This is a genomic window from Altererythrobacter sp. Root672, from assembly GCF_001427865.1.
In the GTDB taxonomy this organism is placed as follows: Bacteria; Pseudomonadota; Alphaproteobacteria; order Sphingomonadales; family Sphingomonadaceae; genus Croceibacterium_A.
On the sequence record NZ_LMHH01000001.1, the window covers coordinates 1,667,467 to 1,682,589 of the forward strand.

The 15,123-nt window shown below is 63.6% G+C and carries 11 protein-coding genes; 9 read left to right on the top strand and 2 right to left on the bottom strand.

Features of this window, described 5'->3' with window-relative positions; translation table 11 throughout:
- Position 1: 1 nt before the first annotated feature.
- The 4 genes from ASD76_RS08060 (at position 2) to ASD76_RS08075 (ending at position 6,302) form a co-directional block, all read left to right on the top strand.
- The gene (locus ASD76_RS08060; RefSeq protein WP_055920919.1) at positions 2-1,045 is read left to right on the top strand and encodes a hypothetical protein; all 1,044 of its coding nucleotides are present in this window, start codon (positions 2-4) and stop codon (positions 1,043-1,045) included.
- Positions 1,046-1,171: 126 nt separating this feature from the next.
- Positions 1,172-2,284 carry a hypothetical protein gene (locus ASD76_RS08065; protein ID WP_156457588.1) on the top strand — a complete coding sequence of 371 codons (1,113 nt, stop codon included), beginning with the start codon at positions 1,172-1,174 and terminating at the stop codon, positions 2,282-2,284.
- A gap of 228 nt (positions 2,285-2,512) precedes the next feature.
- Entirely contained in the window at positions 2,513-4,150 is a 1,638-nt protein-coding gene (locus ASD76_RS08070; protein WP_082553670.1) for a carboxylesterase/lipase family protein, read from the top strand.
- Between the two features lie 31 nt (positions 4,151-4,181).
- Entirely contained in the window at positions 4,182-6,302 is a 2,121-nt protein-coding gene (locus ASD76_RS08075; RefSeq protein ID WP_082553671.1) for a PQQ-binding-like beta-propeller repeat protein, read from the top strand.
- Between the two features lie 156 nt (positions 6,303-6,458).
- Here the strand turns inward: ASD76_RS08075 and ASD76_RS08080 are convergent, their stop codons facing one another.
- Positions 6,459-6,968: a hypothetical protein gene (locus ASD76_RS08080; RefSeq protein ID WP_156457589.1), complete on the bottom strand. Its 510-nt coding sequence runs from the start codon at positions 6,966-6,968 to the stop codon at positions 6,459-6,461.
- A 12-nt stretch (positions 6,969-6,980) separates the two neighbouring features.
- The gene (locus tag ASD76_RS08085; RefSeq protein ID WP_055920934.1) at positions 6,981-7,505 is read right to left on the bottom strand and encodes a DUF6644 family protein; all 525 of its coding nucleotides are present in this window, start codon (positions 7,503-7,505) and stop codon (positions 6,981-6,983) included.
- 456 nt (positions 7,506-7,961) lie between these two features.
- Between ASD76_RS08085 and ASD76_RS08090 the strand changes: the two genes are divergently transcribed.
- The 5 genes from ASD76_RS08090 (at position 7,962) to ASD76_RS08110 (ending at position 15,088) form a co-directional block, all read left to right on the top strand.
- Positions 7,962-9,860, top strand: a complete 1,899-nt coding sequence (locus ASD76_RS08090; protein WP_055920937.1) for a PQQ-binding-like beta-propeller repeat protein — start codon at positions 7,962-7,964, stop codon at positions 9,858-9,860.
- A 29-nt stretch (positions 9,861-9,889) separates the two neighbouring features.
- Positions 9,890-10,747, top strand: a complete 858-nt coding sequence (locus tag ASD76_RS08095; protein ID WP_082553672.1) for a hypothetical protein — start codon at positions 9,890-9,892, stop codon at positions 10,745-10,747.
- A gap of 70 nt (positions 10,748-10,817) precedes the next feature.
- Complete coding sequence (locus ASD76_RS08100) at positions 10,818-11,234, top strand: DUF6152 family protein (protein WP_055920942.1); 417 nt, start codon at positions 10,818-10,820, stop codon at positions 11,232-11,234.
- Positions 11,235-11,408: 174 nt separating this feature from the next.
- Positions 11,409-11,777 carry a response regulator gene (locus tag ASD76_RS08105; protein ID WP_055920945.1) on the top strand — a complete coding sequence of 123 codons (369 nt, stop codon included), beginning with the start codon at positions 11,409-11,411 and terminating at the stop codon, positions 11,775-11,777.
- Positions 11,778-12,004: 227 nt separating this feature from the next.
- Positions 12,005-15,088: a TonB-dependent receptor gene (locus tag ASD76_RS08110; RefSeq protein ID WP_055920948.1), complete on the top strand. Its 3,084-nt coding sequence runs from the start codon at positions 12,005-12,007 to the stop codon at positions 15,086-15,088.
- Positions 15,089-15,123: the final 35 nt, after the last annotated feature.

Here is a 15,123-nt window from a genome sequence, read left to right on the forward strand (position 1 = left end):
GATGCGCGCGCCGGTGCTGCTCGCTGCCCTCGCGGCAGTTGCGCTGGTCCCGGTCGCGGGCATGGCGCAGGAGGCCGACCTGACGGTCGTGCCTCCTGTCCCCACGGACTACAAGGCGAAGACCACTTCCTGGGGTGAGCCCGACTTGCGCGGCGGCTGGCCGATCGACCATCTCAACGGCCGCACGCCGCTGCAGCGCGATCCGGCGCAGGGCAACCGCGCGTATTTGACCGAGGAAGAATTCGCCAAGCGTGACGAGGCGGTGCAGCAGCTCGCCAAGCGTTACGAGAACGAGGATTCGCAAGGCACGATGGGCATCGGCCACTGGGCCGAAGTCGCCAACGCCAACCGGCGTACGAGCTGGATCACCTCGCCCGCCAACGGACGGCTCCCGGAATACACCGCGGAAGGCAAGCGCCTCTCGGGCGAGATGAAATCGACCTGGCGCCGCAACCAGCCGTTCAACTGGGTCGACGATTTCGACAGCTGGGACCGCTGCATCACGCGCGGCCTGCCGGCGTCGATGTTCCCGTTCATGTACAACAACGGCATGCGCATCTTCCAGTCGCCGGGCCTCGTCGCCCTGCAGATGGAGATGGTCCACGAAACCCGCATGATCCCGACCGACGGCCGTCCCGGCATCCCAGTGCAGATGCACAACTGGATGGGCGAGAGCCGCGGTCATTGGGAGACCGGCAATACGCTGGTGGTCGAAACGACCAACTTCCGCCCCGGTCCTTCGGCGACCAACATCGGTACCACCGGCTCGCCGCCGGAGAACGACACGCCGGTGAGCGACCAGGCCAAGATGGTCGAGCGGTTCACGATGACCGGACCGGATCCGATCGTCTACGAGTTCACCTGGACCGACCCGGTCGTGTTCGCCGAACCGTGGAGCGCCCGCCTGGAATGGCAGCGCGACGACAACTTCGGGATCTTCGAATACGCCTGCCACGAAGGCAATGTGCAGATCCGCAACTACATCAACGCCTCGCGTGCAGAGCGGGCGCAAGCAACCCAGGCCGCCGGCGGGGGTTCCCGCTGATACAAATTTTTACGTGAGCAGGTCTGTAAGGCCCGCCACCCCAGTGTTAACGTCAGACAACAGGTTTTGAGAAAAGCTTCGCGTACCTAAGAGAGCAGGCGCGCGACAAACAGGAGAGCCCGCAAGATGAATCGCCAATTTACCCTTCGCGCCGCCGTGGCGGGCGCCATGCTCGCCGCCGTGAGCCTGTCGTCGATCCCGGCTGCCGCTCAGGCCGTTCCGGCCGACCTCACGGTCATGCCGCCGGTCCCGACCGACTTCCAGCCGAAGAAGACCTCGTGGGGCGACCCCGACTTCCGCGGCACTTGGCCGATCGACAACATCGCCAGCCTGCCGATGAATCGCCCGGCGAACTTCGGCAACCGCTTCTGGCTGACCGACGAAGAGTTCGCCGCGCGCCAGGCGCAAGCCAACCGTTCGGACCAGGCCTATGACGCCGAGGACAAGGCCGGCCGCATCGGCATGGGCCACTGGGTTGAGTCCGACGCTTCGGGCCGCCGCACCTCGCTGCTCGTCGATCCGGCGAACGGCCAGCTGCCCGCCATGACCCCGCAGGCTCAGGCGCTGTACAAGGCCGGCCGTTCGAGCTGGACCCCGAACACCAGCTTCAACTGGGTTACGGACTTCGACAGCTGGGATCGCTGCATCAGCCGCGGCTTCCCCGCCTCGATGCTGCCGTTCCGCTACAACAACGGCATCCGCGTCTACCAGTCGCCGGGTTACGTCACGATCGCGCTCGAAATGCTCGGCACCCGCGTGATCCCGATCCGCAGCGGCAATCCGGAACATTGGCCCGAGAACGTCCAGGGTTACCTGGGCAACAGCGTCGGCCACTGGGAAGGCAACACCCTGGTGATCGAGACCACCAACCTGAAGACCGGTGACAGCGCCACTCAGGACGCCTTTGCCCGCAACGGCTCGCCGCTCAACATGGCGACCATGGGCGTTCCGGCGAACAACACCATCCCGACCAGCTCGCAAGCCAAGGTTGTCGAGCGCCTGACCATGACCGGTGACAACAGCATCGTTTACGAGATGACGTACTCCGATCCGGAAGTGTTCACCGCGCCGTTCACCGCCCGCCTCGACTGGACCCGTAACGACGATTACGGCTTCTTCGAATACGCCTGCCACGAAGGTAACGTGCAGGTCCGCAACTACATCACCGCGGACCGTGCCGGCACTCTCGAGAAGGCGTCCGAAGCGGAACTGTCGGCTGAAGCCGGCGGCGCTCACTAAGCCGATCGGCGGGGGACCTGACAGCGCCTATGCCGCACCTGCGCGGCCCGCATTACACAGCATCGCCGGTTCTGCCGGCGATGTTTGCGGAAAACGGTCAGTCCCCCGTCTCGGTTTTGTCAGTAATTTCAGACACTCAGCGCAGCGCCTGCCGGACCCGGTTGGCGCTGTAGCTTTAGGTATGGCCCGCGCCCCAGAGCGCGGCGGGAAGAATAGGGAAGAGGCCCAATGAACAGAGTGAAATCGTTCCGTGCAGCCCTGGCTTGTGCGGTGCTGGCGATGCCGGCCATCGCTGGTGCGCAGTCGTTGTCCGGTCCCGTGCAGACGCAACAGGGCAAGGTCCAGGGCGCGCCCGGCAAGGTCGAAGGCGTCACCGTCTTCAAGGGCATTCCCTTCGCCGCCCCGCCGGTTGGCGATCTCCGCTGGGCCCAGCCGCAACAGCCGGTCAAGTGGAACGGCGTGCGCGACGCGACCAAGTTCGGCGACGTCTGCGTGCAGCCCCCTGCCCCGCAGCGTTTCCCCCCGAACGGCGCAACCGACAGCCCCAACTTCACCGGAATGAGCGAGGACTGTCTCACGCTCAACATCTGGACCCCCGCCAAGAAGGCCGGCGAAAAGCTGCCCGTGATGGTCTGGCTCTATGGCGGCGCCTATAACGAAGGCGGCGGCAACGCGCCCTTCAGCGAAGGCGACAACCTGGCCGCCAAAGGCGTGGTCATGGTCACCTTCAACTACCGCGTCGGCCCGTTCGGCTTCTTCTCGCACCCTGAGCTGACCGCAGCCGGCGGCGGCGCCTCGGGCAACCAGGCGCTCGGTGACTCGATCGCGGTGTTCAAGTGGCTCAAGGAGAATGTCGCGCAGTTTGGTGGCGACCCCAACAACATCACCCTGTTCGGCGAAAGCGCCGGCGCGGCGATGAACGGTGGCCTGGTCGGCGCAGCTGGCGCCAAGGGCACCTTTGAGCGCGCCATCGCCCAGAGCGGCGCCTGGATGGGCCTCGGCATCGGCCAGATGCCGAAGCGCGAAGACATGGAGAAGCGCACCCTCGAAGCGGCGACCAAGATCAACGCCACCTCGCTCGCCGCACTGCGCGCGCTTCCAGCGGAAGACATTGCCAAGAACTTCCGCGGCCAGGGCATGATCGTCGATGGCAAGATCATCACCGAAGACCTGTCGATCACCTTCGCCAACGGGCGCCAGAACAAGGTCGACGTGATTTCCGGCTCGAACGCCAACGAGGGTTCGTTCACCAGCTCGTTCGGCCCGCCGACCACGCTTGCGACCTGGACCCAGGGCGAAGGCATGCGCTGGGGCTCGCACGTCGACCTCGGCCGCGCCGCCTACCCGGCGACGACCGATGCCGAAGCCGCGGCCCAAGCGCCGATGCCGTTCTCCGACACCCTCGCCTGGCACATGCGTTTGTTCGCTGACAGCCAAGCCAAGACCGGCAACAAGACCTGGACCTATTGGTTCACGCACGAGCCGCCGTACGACGAAGGCCGTCCGAACCTGGGTGCCGGCCACACCGCCGAGATCCCCTACGCGTTCGACAATCTCGCGGCACCGCGGACTTACCCGGCAGGCAGCTCGGTCACGCAGATGGCCGGCAACGCCCGCGAGGAAGCCTTCGCCGACCAGGTTTCGCAGTACTGGGTGAACTTCGCCCGCACCGGCAATCCGAACGGCCCGGGCCTGCCGCACTGGCCCTCGATGGCCGAGCTCGGCCCGAACGAAACCATGATCCTCGACGCCGACAACAAGTCGGGCAAGGGTCCGTGGATCACGCCGGCCAAGTCGGACCTGTTCCAGGCGATGTACGACGATCGCGTTGCCACACCGCTGGGGATTGCCGCCGGCGGAGACTAAGCCCAAACTGGCCCAAAAATAGGGAGGGCCAATGAGGGGAAGAATCGGGAGCTATCGCTCCATCTTGCTGCGGGCCGGCGCGGTCGCCGGCCTGCTGGGTGGGGCCACGATCGCCGTGGCCCAGTCAAGCGCGCCAGGCGTGGCGGAGCAGGTCGCTTTCGGCCGCGCCGCCTACGCCGAGCATTGCTCCGTCTGCCACGGCGAGGCGCTGGCTGGCGGCCAGTTCGCCCCGGGGCTGAAAGGCCCGGCGTTCCTGCCCAAGTGGGGGAATGCCCCCCTTTCCGACTTGTTCGACTACATCCATCGCTCGATGCCTCCTGCCAATGCAGGCGGGCTTCCCGATGACACTTACGCCGCAATCGCCGCGCTGATCCTGAGCGAAAACGGCGCCGAGCCGGGACGCGTGATCAAGGCCGGCGAAATGAGCGGCCTCACCCTCCCCCCCATGCCGCGCGCGGCCGAGAACGCTAACGCGGGCGTCGGTGGCCTCTCGAAGCGCTATCCGCTTCCGCCGGGCCCGCAAGTGCCCGATCGCTTCGCCAACTATACGCCCGTGACCGAGGCGATGCTTTCGAACCCGGCGCCGGAGAACTGGCTGACCTGGCGGCGCGGCCACAACGGCCAAGGCTATTCGCCGCTCAACCAGATCGACACTGGCAACGTCAGTAACCTGCACGTGGCTTGGGCCCAGGCGCTGCCGCCAGGCGCCAACATGAACGAGCCGCTCGTCCGTGACGGCGTGCTCTACGTGTTCGGGTACGGCGACAGCGTGCTGGCCTTCGATGCCGTCAGCGGGCGCTCGCTGTGGACTTACCAGCGGCGGGTTCCGCAAGGGACGCCGCTTTCGTCCAAGAAGACCCTGGCGCTCTACGGTGACAAGGTCTTCACAGCCACTTCCGACAACCACATGGTTGCGCTCGATGCGCGCACCGGGCGCCCGGTGTGGGATGTGAAGCTCACCGAGAAGCCCGGCATGCGTATCCCCGGCGGCCCACTCGCCGCCGATGGCGTGATCATGCAAGGCCTCGCCACGCAAGCCGCGGGCGGCGGGCTGATCGTCGCGGTCGATGCCGAGACCGGCGAGCACCTGTGGACCTTCGAAACCGTCGCCAAGCCCGGGCAGCTGGGTGGCGACACCTGGAATGGCCTCGCCGGCGATCAGCGCAAGGGCGGCTCGGTCTGGACCTCGGGCACTTACGACGCCGCGAGCGGTCTTGCCTTGTGGGGCGTGGCACAGACTTACGACACCGGCCCCTTGCGCGACCTCAAACCCGGCGAGAACAACGACGCGCTGTTCACCAACGCCACCCTCGCCTTCGAGCCGCGGTCGGGCAAACTGCGCTGGTACTTCCAGCACATGAAGAACGACCAGTACGACCTCGACTGGGTGTTCGACCGGGTAGTCGGCACGATCAATGTCGATGGGAGGCCGCGCCGTGTCGTCATCACCGGCGGCAAGGAAGGGCTGTTCGACGCGGTCGATGCCGAGACGGGCAAGTACATCAAGACCGTCGACATGGGCATCCAGGACTTCATCATCGCCATCGACTCGGTGACCGGTGACAAGACGCCCGATCCGGCGAAGGTGCCCGGCCGCGACAAGGGCACGGTGTTCGTTTGCCCCCACGGCGGCGGTGGGCGCAATTGGACGCCGACCTCGTTCAACCCGAACTCGCACCACCTGTTCGTCAATGCCCGCGACGTGTGCATGGACATGGTCGCCGCCCAGGGCCCCGGCTTCCTCACCACGGGCGTCAATATCCAGTACGCACCGCCGCCCAATGGCGATGGCAACTACGGCGTGCTGCAGGCGATCGACATGGAGAGCGGCAAGGTGCTGTGGGAAACCCGGCGTCGGCAGACCTTCGACATGGGCATCCTGACCACCGCCGGCGGTGTGCTGTTCACCGGCGGAATGGACCGCCAGTTCCTCGCTTACGACCAGGCCACCGGCAAGGAGCTGTGGCGCACCGGGGTGAGCGGCGTGCCGAATGCCTCTCCGATCACTTACTCGGTCGATGGGAAGCAGTACGTCGCGATGGTGACGGGTCATGGGAATCCGCTGGCGTTCGGGATTCCCGACGTCATTCCCGAGACGCAATTGCCGCCGGTCAATAGCTCGACATTATACGTGTTCGCGCTGCCGGATTAGATATCGCGCGGTAAAGCTCAGCTCCTCCCCGAGCAAGCTCGGGGAGGGTCAATGCCCTCTCCCCTTGGGAGAGGGGTTCTGGTTCAACGAACACAGAACCAGAACAAAAAAGGCCGCCCCGAAGGGCGGCCTCCATGTTCCGGCGCTAGGCCGAAATCAGTAAAAGATGCCGAGCGTGAAGCCGATCGCGCGGCCGCAGAACACGACACCCAGCCAGAACACCAGCGACAACCAGCCGGCCACTTTGGCCATAGCCGGGAACGAGGGGTCCTGTTCCCAGTGCTCGACTGTCCGCCACGTGGTCATGTGGAAGTACATCATGTTGAGGCCAGCCAGGGCCAGCAGCGCCATCTTCCCCAGGAACCAGGGGTTGATCATGTAGCTGCTCGCCTTGGAGACGAACAGCAGACCGCCGGTGAGTGCGGCCAGGGCAAACGCACCCCAGGTCAGGGGCAGCGTGTCCTTGGCGAGCTGCGACACGCGCAGGGCATGTCCCTTCACACCAACGAGGCGCAAGTCGACCAGCGCGATCGTGCCGATCACTGTGACGAGTGCGATCACGTGAGCCGTTTCGAGCGCCGGGAACATCCAGGTCGATTCGGCAATGGTCGTCCCGAGCGTGGAGTACTCGATCCGCTCCCAGAGATTTGTAGGTACAGGATACATCGAATAGCCCCCTTAGGACGGCGCGTAGGCGATCCAGCGACCGCACAGCATGATCAGGCACCACAGCACGACCAGGAAGATCGCAATGGCCTTGGTGCCACCGCTAACCGTGTCGTTTACCGCGCTTTGGCGGCGCAGGCGGTGAGCAAAGCCAATCGCAATCAGTACGCCCGATACGACCAGCACCATCTTGATCCAGAAGATCGAGTTGAGCAGGTTACGTACCGTATCGCCGAACAGCATGAGGCCGCCCGAAAGGACGATCACAGCAAGCGCCCACCACAGGATCTTGGTGTAGCGCGCGGACGTTTCCGCCAGCGTGGCATGACCAGCCAGGTTGAACACGCGCATGTTGAGCATGAGCACTGCCGCGAATGAGAAGGCGATACCCAGGATATGAGTCACCTGCATGATCGGGATCGCCCAGAAGCGCTCCACGATCCACAGCGACAGGGCCGACTCTGACATCGACTGCGCGAATTGATTGAGTGGCGTCGTGTAGAGCCACTGCGTGAAATTATATAATAAGTCGCCCATCAGGAAACTCTTTCTCCCTGCATTTGCCTTCCACTTGCAGGCCCGAGGATACGGACTCGCAGCGCGAGGCATCACCCCTTGTCTGCACAGCGGACGGCAAACTTGCCGAGTTAATAACGGTAACCGCCCGGTTACAACGCAGTTACACTACCGAAGCCTGCGCACCTTGACGTAACGCAAAACCCGCTAGCGTCAGGAAACGATCTCGCCAAGCCCTGTCGTTCACCCGATCGTTCACTGGCGATTGACTATGTCTGACGCGCGCGAGATCGAAGGACTCGCTTCGCAAGTCAAGCGGCGCTGCGGTAGTGATACAAACTGCGACAATAGTGGGACCGAGGGCGACGCGAGAGGCCATTGTCAAACCCTCGAAGCGATCCTAGGACAGAATCAACGAGGGCTCGCTTTGGCGTGGTCCGATACGTCGGGTTTCGTACTGTTTGGGAGGGATAGTATATGCGTGTCGCAAAGGGCCTTAGGCTCGCGACAGGCTTGCTGCTTGCAGCCAGCACCGCCGCCATCGCTCAGGACGCGATTCCTGATGGGGATTGGCAGACCATCAACCGCGATTCCGCGGCCACTCGCTATTCCCCTCTGGCGGACGTCAACCGGTCCAACGTCACCAACCTGACGCAGACCTGGGAATATCCGCTGCGCTCGTTCAACACTGCCGTGCCGGTGGTGATCGACGGCACCATGTTCTTTCCCGCGGGCAACCGCATCGTCGCGCTCGACGCTGACACCGGCCAGGAGCGCTGGGTCTTCACGATCCCGCCCGCCGGCGAACAGCCGCGCAATGCCTCGACTCGCGGTGTGGGCTACTGGCCCGGTGACGGATCCACGCCTGCTCGCATTCTGGTCATGGCCGGTTCGACGATGCTCGCGCTCGACGCCGCCAATGGCCAGCCTTCCGCCGGCTTCGGCGAAGGCGGGATGATCGATGTCGGCGTTTCCTTTGGCGGCTCGGTAACGATCGCCCAGGACGTGGCGATCATCGGTGCCGCGACGCTGGAGAATCCGATCGGCGTCCCTGGCAACCCCCGCGCTTTCGATGTCCGTACGGGCCGCAAGCTGTGGGAATTCCAGACGGTCCCGCAGGCCGGCGAACCGCACAACGAGACTTGGGGCAATGGCTGGAAAGGCCGCTCCGGCACCAACATGTGGGCCTTTACTGCCCCGGTGGACCTTGAGCGCGGAATCGTCATCCTGCCGATCGCGGGCCCTGCCCCGAACTACTGGGGCGGCGAGCGCCCGGGCACCAATCTTTACGGCAACTCGCTGGTAGCGGTCGATTTCAAGACCGGCCAGTACAAGTGGCATTACCAGACCGTCCATCACGACATCTGGGACACCGACATGCCGAGCGCCGGCCCGCTGATCAACGTGACGATCAACGGCAAGTCGGAACCGGTCATCGCCCACGTCGGCAAGTCGAGCCTGTTCTACGTGATCGATCGCGAAACCGGCGTGCCGGCCCTCCCGGTCGAAGAGCGTGCGGTCCCGATCGGGGACGTGCCGGGCGAATATTACCACCCGACGCAGCCGATCCCGGTCAACACGCCGCCGCTCAGCCGCGTGTCGCTGACGTTCGACGACATCGTCGATGCTGAAGATACCACCCCGGAACACGCCGCGGCCTGCCGCGCGATGTGGGACAAGGCGGGCGGCTATCTGAACTTCGGCCTGTTCACACCCTTCATGTACCACCAGGCCGGCACCCCGCCGCGTTCGACCATCCAGCTTCCGGGCGGAACGGGCGGCGTGAACTGGGGCGGTGCCGCGGCCGATCCGACGACGGGCCTGGTCTACGTCAACGCGCAAGACACCTCGCTCGTCGGCTGGGTCGAGCGCAAGGAGTCGAGCGAAAGCTACAGCTTCGACGCGAACGACACCAACCAGCCCTACGACCGCGCGAGCGTCGATGGGAAGGGCCCGTTCTTCTCGTTCAGCGCACCGCTTTCGGGACAATATGACGCTCAAGGCCGCGGTGTCGGCGTGAGCGCACCCTGCTACAAACCGCCATGGGGCGAACTGGTCGCGATCGATGCCAACTCCGGCGCGATCAAGTGGTCGGTTCCCCTTGGCGTGATCGACGAATTGCCGGAAGGCAAGCGGCTCGTGGGCAATTCCGGCAGCGCCGGTCCCTCGGTCACCGCTGGCGGCCTGGTCTTCGTCGGCGCCACGAACGACAGGCGCTTCCGCGCCTTCGATGCGCAGACCGGACAACAGCTCTGGGAAGCGCAACTAAAGGGCAACGCCAATGCGAATCCGATGACCTATCGGGGCCGCAGCGGCAGGCAGTATATCGCCATCAATGCTGGTGGCACTATCGTAAGCTATTCGCTATCCCGGTAGGGTTACCCAAAAGAGAGAGGTTATTGGGGATGAAACGACTTTCCATTCTGGCAGCAACGGCGGCGGCCTTCGTCATGGCCGGCGGCACCGCTGTGCTGGCTCCGGCTGCAGCGCAAACGGCGCAGCCCGCGAACATTGGCGGCAAGCCGAACCTCAACGGTATCTGGCAGACCCTGAACAATGCCAACGACGACCTGGAGCCGCATTCGGCCAAGCCGAACCCGTTGCCCGAGGCCGGCCGTGCACTCGGCGCGCTCTCGGCTATCCAGCCGGGCCTGGGCGTCGTTGAAGGCGGCAAGATTCCGTACAAGCCGGAAGCTCTTGAGCGCCTCAACCACAACCGCGCCAACCTGGTGAAGCATGACCCTGAAGCGGCTTGCTACCTCCCGGGCGTGCCGCGCGCGACTTACATGCCCTACCCGTTCCAGATCGTTCAGGGCGAAAACGACGACATCCTGATGGTCTACGAATACGCGACCGCAAACCGCGTGATCGAGATGCGCGACGTCGAAGTTCCGCCGATCGACACCTGGATGGGCACCTCCTACGGCAAGTGGGACGGCAACACCCTGGTCGTCACCACCCTGGCCCTCGGCCCGGGCGACGTGAAGCTTCCGGGCGGCGAAATGGAAGAAGGCGTGACCTGGCTCGACCGGGCCGGCAACTACCTGAGCAACACCTCGACCGTTACCGAGCGTTTCACCAAAGTGAACGACAACCTCATCCAGTACAGCGCCACGATCGAGGATCCGCAGCTTTATACCAAGCCGTGGACCATCTCGATGCCGCTGTACCGCCGGATGGAACCCAATGCGCAGCTGCTCGAATTCCGTTGCGTCCCATTCAGCGAGCCCATGCTATATGGTGACTTGCTGGAAGGGCAGTAAGCAGCAGTCCGCATAATCTAACAATAATAAATACTTGACCCGCAAAGACAGATTTCAAGGAGTTAAGACAATGCAAGTGAAGAAGTGGACTGCTGCCGCGGTTGGCGCAGTGCTCGCTCTGAGCGCTGCCGGCACCGCTGTCGCCCACCATTCCTTCGCCACCGAGTTCGACCGCAACAAGCCGATCCGGCTTGAAGGCAAGGTGGTGAAGTTCGAGTGGGTCAACCCGCACTCGTGGATTCACCTTAAGACCAAGGACGGCACCACCTGGCGCGTCGAAGGCGGTGCGCCCAGCGCCCTGCTGCGTCGTGGCTGGAACAGAAACTCGCTGCCGGCCGGCACCGACATCATCGTCGACGCGTTCCGCGCTCGCGATGGTGACACCCGCGCCAGCGCCGCCGAAATCCGCTTCCCGAACGGTCGCGAGCTCTCGCTCGGCAACCCGACGACCGAAGCGGTTGCTGCTGCCGCCAAGCGCGGCCAGTAAGCCAAACGGCACTACAAGAAAGGGGCCTGCGACCACCTCGGTCGCAGGCCCTTTTTCTATGCATCGGAGGAAATCAGGGTTTTCTCCTGCCGGAACCAAGGGAAAGGTTCGGCGTTATCCTGCATCAAGCCCGCTGCGGCGGCGTGGGGGAAGCAGAATGCAGAGTAAGCCATTATGAGCACCGTCCTTCTCGTCGAGGATGAACTGCTCGTGCGGGAACTCTGTCTCGAGGATTTGACGGACGCGGGCTTTGAAGTCACGGCCGCCAACGACGGGGACGAAGCGCTCGCGATCTTGCGCCAGGGCCGCACTTTCGACCTCCTCTTCACCGATATCCGCATGCCAGGCATGACCGACGGCTGGGAACTTGCCCGTGTCGCCAAGGAGATCCTTCCGGGCCTCAAAGTGATCTACGCGACCGGAATGGGCGAGACCGACTACGAGTTCCCGATTACCGAGGCCTATGTCCGCAAGCCCTACACGCTCAAGGAACTGCGCAAGGCGCTCGACAACCTCGGATTTCAGTTCGCGACGGTGAACTGACGGTCGCGGCCACCGCCGCAGACTGCCATCCCAACAGCAATAAACCATCGGCCCCGCGTATCGCGCAGGCCCGTAGTGCTGCTTTTACGCATCAGTTACGGCAACAGATGTGCTTTGACCTTAACGCCCGATTGACAGCGCTACCCCGCTTTTGGTAGCGCTACCTGCGAAGTCTAAACGGCTTGCCTCGTAGCCCATAGGGCACGAGCCAGGGGAGGGAATGTCATATGAACCGGTCCAAAGTCTTGTCCGCGCTCGTTCGGTCGGCGTCGATCGCCACTATTGCGACGTGTTTTGTTAGCGCTAACGCCGCAATGGCGCAGGATTCTCCGCCTGCGGAGAATGAGATCGTCGTCACAGGCGTACGCGCCTCGCTCGACCGCTCGATCGACCTGAAGCGCGAATCGCACGGTGTCGTCGACGGTATTTCGGCCGAAGACATCGGTAAGTTCCCTGACACCAACCTCGCCGAATCACTTCAGCGCATCACCGGCGTTTCGATCGACCGCGTGAACGGCGAAGGTTCGAAGGTCACGGTCCGCGGCTTCGGCCCGGGCTACAACCTCGTCACTCTCAACGGCCGTGCCATCCCGACGGCGAGCATCGCCTCGATCGGCCAGGACCAGAACGGCGACTTCGTTTCGGGCACCACCCGCTCGTTCGATTTCTCGAACGTCGCGACTGAAGGCGTGAGCATGCTCGAGGTCTACAAGACCGCGCGCGCTTCCGTCACCTCGGGCGGTATCGGCGCCACGATCAACATCGTCACCCGCAAGCCGCTGGACGGCGAAGCCGGCTTCAGTGGCTCGATCGGCGCCAAGGCAGTCTATGACACCACCGACACCGACTTTGCTCGCGTTACGCCGGAAGTGTCCGGCCTGCTCAACTGGGTCAGCGACGATGGCAAGTTCGGCATCGGCCTGTTCGGCAGCTGGCAGCGGCGCAACAACTCGGCGCCGTCGGCCTCGGTCAATGACTGGAACGTCGAAACCTTCGCGCAGTTCTCGGACCCGAGCCGCGGCCGTGTGAATGCGTCGACTACGTTCGACAACCCACCCTCGGCCGACACCCTGGTGTCTTTCCCGAACGACATGCGCCTGCACTATTCGGAATTCCAGCGCGAGCGGATCAACGGCCAGGTAACCCTGCAATTCCAGCCTTCGGACGTGTTGCAGATCACTGCCGACGGTACGTTCTTCCAGAATCAGTCGGAAGAACAGCGCAGCGACCAGGCGACCTGGCTCAACCGGCCGTTCAGCAACGTCGGGTTTGACGGCAACACCGATGTCGCCACCGCAATTTCGATCACCGACATCATCTCGGGCGCCAAGGACGGCGGCTTCGAGCAGCAGTATCGTGCGATCGAGGATCGTCTCGCGTCGTTCGGCCTCAACCTCCAGTACGAGCCGATGGAAAACCTGACGCTGTACCTCGACGGTCATTATTCGAAGGCGAAGTCGCTGCCGAACAACCCGCTCGGCCACTCTTCGACTCTCGTCGCCATCGCCCAGAAGGGGGTTGCCGGCCAGACGCTGGAAATCATCGACGGCTTCCCGGTCCAGTCGATCACCTTCAACGACAATCCCGCGACGGGCGGCAACGGCAATGCCAATGGCATTCTCGACTTGCCGGACCTCGGTTCGCAGGTCGCGCGCAGCACGACTTCGCGTCAGGTGCAGGACACCATCGAGGTCCGTTTCGACGGCGCCTGGGAAATGGGTGACGACGACCGCGTGACCTTTGGCGCTGCGTATCGCGACAACGACATGAACCAGACCCGCACCGACACCTACCAGGCGCTGGGTGACTGGGGTGTGGGTCACGTTGGTGACGTCCAACAGTTCGCTCCGGGCGTCGTGAGCGAATTCTGCCTGCCGTGCAAATTCAACAAGTTCGACCCGATGGCGACCGGCGCTCTGCTGAATTCGTTCCGGGGTGACGCGACGCAGCTCTATACCCTCCTGGGCAACGAGTATCCGAACTTCGGCAGCGTCAACGGTGAACAGGACAACACTGTGAAGGAACAGATCTGGGCGGCTTACGCGCAGGTCGAGGTCAACACCGAACTGAGCCATATGCCGATCAACATCGTTGCCGGCGTCCGCTACGAGCGGACCAATTCCACGTCGATCTCGGTGATCATACCGCCTTCCGAATTGCGCTGGGATGCGGACAACGACTTCACCAAGGTCTTGGCCGCCAACAGCATCAACTACGAGCTGGATCACGATTACGACCACATCTTGCCGGCCCTCGACTTCTCGATCGACTTCACGAGTGACATCAAGGGTCGCGTTTCCTACGGCAAGACGATCTCCCGGCCGGACTTCGGATCGCTGTTCTCGGCGGTCGACATCGGGTCGAACAACCCGAACCGTCCGACCCTGCTCGGCGGCGTGCCGTCAGCCCGTTCGGGCAACCCGCTGCTGGTGCCGCTGGTGTCCGACAACTTCGACGTTTCGCTCGAATACTACTTCGCACCGACCAGCTACGTTTCGGCCGGCTTCTTCGACAAGCGCGTGAGCAACTTCGTCGGCACCGGTCAGGAGAACCAGGAACTGTTCGGCCTGCGTGATGCTGGTTCGGGCGCAGCAGGTACCCGTTCGGGCGACGCAGCGACTTACCTGCGCGGTATTGGCGCCGACTTGTCCGACGTGAACCTGTTCACGATGACCGCCCTCATCGACCAGGTCGGCCTGGCCGCTGCCAGCGCGCAGTTCCAGGCCAACTTCACGAACGGCGCGCTCAGCCAGGCCTTCATTGACCAGGTCCTGACGGCCTACAACGTGTCGCCGAACGCCGCCGATCCGTTGTTCACCTTCCAGGTGCAGAAGCCGGTCAACAACAAGGAAGGTCACATCTACGGCCTCGAAATCGCCGGTCAGTATTTCCTCGGAGATACGGGTCTCGGCATCTCGGGCGCCTATACGATGGTGAACGGCGATATCGGCTACGACATCCTGGCCGCGCCGAGCGCCGACCAGTTCGCCCTGCTCGGCCTGTCCGACACGGCAAACGTCACGCTGATCTACGAGAACTTCGGTTTCTCTGCCCGGCTGGCTTACAACTGGCGCGACTCCTACCTGTCGAACAACAGCCGTGGCGGTTCGCGCAACCCGGTGTTCGTGGCCGCTTATGACCAGCTCGACTTCAACCTGAGCTACGATGTGACCGAAAACATCGCGCTCTCGTTCGAAGCGATCAACATCACCGAATCGAGCACGAAAACCTTCGCCCGCACGGAGAACCAGCCGTGGTTCATCACCGAGCAGGGCAGGCGCTTCTACTTCGGCGCACGCTACCGGTTCTGATCTTGCGGTCACCGGTAAGGTGAGGGGGAAGGCCG

Excerpts from the sequence above, each read along its gene's own strand:
- ASD76_RS08085 (WP_055920934.1), bottom strand. The coding sequence starts at position 7,505 with ATGGGCGACTTATTATATAATTTCACGCAGTGGCTCTACACGACGCCA.
- ASD76_RS08095 (WP_082553672.1), top strand. The coding sequence starts at position 9,890 with ATGAAACGACTTTCCATTCTGGCAGCAACGGCGGCGGCCTTCGTCATG.
- ASD76_RS08105 (WP_055920945.1), top strand. The coding sequence starts at position 11,409 with ATGAGCACCGTCCTTCTCGTCGAGGATGAACTGCTCGTGCGGGAACTC.
- ASD76_RS08075 (WP_082553671.1), top strand. The coding sequence starts at position 4,182 with ATGAGGGGAAGAATCGGGAGCTATCGCTCCATCTTGCTGCGGGCCGGC.
- ASD76_RS08080 (WP_156457589.1), bottom strand. The coding sequence starts at position 6,968 with ATGTATCCTGTACCTACAAATCTCTGGGAGCGGATCGAGTACTCCACG.
- ASD76_RS08060 (WP_055920919.1), top strand. The coding sequence starts at position 2 with ATGCGCGCGCCGGTGCTGCTCGCTGCCCTCGCGGCAGTTGCGCTGGTC.
- ASD76_RS08065 (WP_156457588.1), top strand. The coding sequence starts at position 1,172 with ATGAATCGCCAATTTACCCTTCGCGCCGCCGTGGCGGGCGCCATGCTC.
- ASD76_RS08110 (WP_055920948.1), top strand. The coding sequence starts at position 12,005 with ATGAACCGGTCCAAAGTCTTGTCCGCGCTCGTTCGGTCGGCGTCGATC.
- ASD76_RS08100 (WP_055920942.1), top strand. The coding sequence starts at position 10,818 with ATGCAAGTGAAGAAGTGGACTGCTGCCGCGGTTGGCGCAGTGCTCGCT.
- ASD76_RS08070 (WP_082553670.1), top strand. The coding sequence starts at position 2,513 with ATGAACAGAGTGAAATCGTTCCGTGCAGCCCTGGCTTGTGCGGTGCTG.
- ASD76_RS08090 (WP_055920937.1), top strand. The coding sequence starts at position 7,962 with ATGCGTGTCGCAAAGGGCCTTAGGCTCGCGACAGGCTTGCTGCTTGCA.